Below are 2,500 nucleotides of genomic sequence, written 5' to 3' on the forward strand. Positions count from 1 at the left end.
TGAATTGAAAAATCTGATAGAGGACAGGCTCTGCAAAACAGAGTCTTATAATCGGAGTATTAGCAGAGAATTAAAGAGGAGAATTGTGCTTTAAAATTATCAACAAATAGGAATAAGGAATTTTCATGCAGAGAAGAAATAGTGAAGATTTCTATTTTGTATATTTTTATTGTTCATGACAAAGAGGCTGTTATGATAATGACAGCAATCTTCTAAGAGAATTTTAAATGATATATTAGCGATAAAGATAGAAAAATTGATAAAAATCTTAATAATTATAAACTTAAGTCCAAAAAAATGTTTGAATTATTCAATACAATTTGAAAAATTTTTGTATGAATTAATTAAAAAAAATTTTAGGAAATGTGGAAATTAATATTGCAATTTAGGGATATAATTACTTGACATAATTGAAAAAAGTTATATAATAATAATAGGTTTGTTTTAATGAAAATTTAAATTTTTTGAAATTATTAAAGGAAGTGAATTAAATGCGTGTAATTATTCTTAAAAATGCTGATGAAGTTGCAAAATGGAGTGCATACCAAATAGCTAAAAAAATATTGAAATTTAAACCTACAAAGGAAAAGCCTTTTGTATTAGGGCTTCCTACTGGTTCTACGCCACTTGCAACTTATAAGGAATTGATAAATTTGTATAATGAAAAAATTTTATCATTTGAAAATGTTGTGACTTTTAATATGGATGAATATGTGGGATTAAAGCCAGAAAATCCCCAAAGTTATCATTATTTTATGAATGAGAACTTTTTTAAATATATTGATATAAAAAAAGAAAATATAAATATTCTGAATGGATGTGCCGAAGATTTGGAAAAAGAATGTGAAGATTATGAGAACAAAATAAAGGCAGTAGGTGGAATACAGCTATTTTTAGGTGGAGTTGGAGAGGATGGACATATAGCATTTAATGAGCCGGGATCCTCACTTTCTTCACATACACGTGATAAAGAGTTGACTTATGATACAATCTTGGCAAATTCTAGATTTTTTGACAATGACATTGAAAAAGTGCCAAAACTGGCTTTGACAATAGGTGTAGGAACACTTATGGATTCAAAGGAAGTTATGATTTTGGCAAATGGCTACAAAAAGGCTCGTGCAGTTTATCATGGAGTAGAAGGTGGAGTAAATCATCTCTGGACAATTTCGGCTTTGCAGTTGCATAAAAGGGCTGTATTAGTAATTGATGAGATGGCAGCTTCGGATATAAAAGTTAAAACATACAGATATTTTAAGGAAATTGAGGCAAAAAATTTGAATTTGGAAGAATATAAAAAATATTTAATAGAATTATCAAAATAGAGAGGAATTATTGAAATGATTATAAAAAATGCAAAGATATTTGATGGAGAAAAGTTTATTGAGGAAGACACCGTTGTTTTAGAAGGAAAATTTATAAAGAAAGTAACGGATTTTTCATTGATTGATGAAAAAGAATTAGAAAATCAGGAATTGGTTGATGCCAAAGGGATGGTTTTGTCGCCAGGATTTATTGACTTGCAGATTAATGGATGTGGAGGAGTGTTATTTAATGATGATATTTCGCAAAAGACACTTGAGATAATGAATGAAACTAATAAAAGATACGGATGTACTTTGTTTTTGCCAACACTTATAACTTCTCCAGATGAGAAAATAGAAAAAGCTCTAAATCTTATGAATGAAATAAAAGATAAGGAAGAAATTGGGGTTTTGGGGCTTCACATAGAAGGACCTTATATAAGTGTTGAGAAAAAAGGAATTCATCGTCCTGAATATATAAGGGTTTTATCTGATGAAATGATAGAAAAAATAGCAAATGCAGGACCTGAAGCTACAAAAATAATAACAATTGCACCTGAAAAGGCTAAAGTCGAACATCTTGAAATATTAAAAAAGGCAGGGATTAATATCGCTGTGGGGCATACGAATGCAACGTATAAGGAATGTATGGAAAAGAAAGACTATTTTAACTGTGCTACGCATTTGTATAATGCCATGAGAGCATTGGATTCAAGAGAGCCAGGAGTTGTAGGTTTTTTATTTAATAATGACACTACAAACTGCGGAATAATAGTTGATGGACTTCACATGGATTTTGCTTCTGTGGAAATTGCTAAGAAAATATTGAAAGACCGGCTTTATCTTGTGACAGATGCTGTTAGTCCTGCTGGAACTGATAATATGACGGAATTTATGTTTGAAGGAAATAAAGTTTTGTATAAGGATGGTAAATGTGTTTCGCCAGAAGGGACGCTAGGCGGATCAGCTTTAGTTATGATTGATGGAGTAAAAAATCTTGTAGAAAAAGTTCATGTTTCGCTAGAAGAAGCACTTAGAATGGCTACTTCTTATCCAGCAGAGGCTGTAGCTGTGGATGAAAAATATGGATTTATAAAGGAAGGTTATGTTGCAGATTTGACATATTTTGATGATAAGTTTAATGTGAAGGGAACTGTAAGTAAAGGAAATTTAACAAAATATGAATAATATAATTT

Annotated in this window: 2 protein-coding genes; both read left to right on the forward strand. The window is 30.4% G+C overall.

Translation table 11 applies throughout. The features are described 5' to 3' along the window. Positions 1 to 491 precede the first annotated feature (491 nt). Complete coding sequence (gene nagB, locus Q0370_RS04750) at positions 492 to 1,325, forward strand: glucosamine-6-phosphate deaminase (RefSeq protein WP_299572812.1); 834 nt, start codon at positions 492 to 494, stop codon at positions 1,323 to 1,325. 15 nt (positions 1,326 to 1,340) lie between these two features. Beyond that, the gene (gene nagA / locus Q0370_RS04755) at positions 1,341 to 2,492 is read left to right on the forward strand and encodes an N-acetylglucosamine-6-phosphate deacetylase (RefSeq protein ID WP_299572814.1); all 1,152 of its coding nucleotides are present in this window, start codon (positions 1,341 to 1,343) and stop codon (positions 2,490 to 2,492) included. Positions 2,493 to 2,500: the final 8 nt, after the last annotated feature.

This window comes from uncultured Leptotrichia sp. (assembly GCF_938036635.1).
Lineage (GTDB): Bacteria > Fusobacteriota > Fusobacteriia > Fusobacteriales > Leptotrichiaceae > Leptotrichia > Leptotrichia hongkongensis.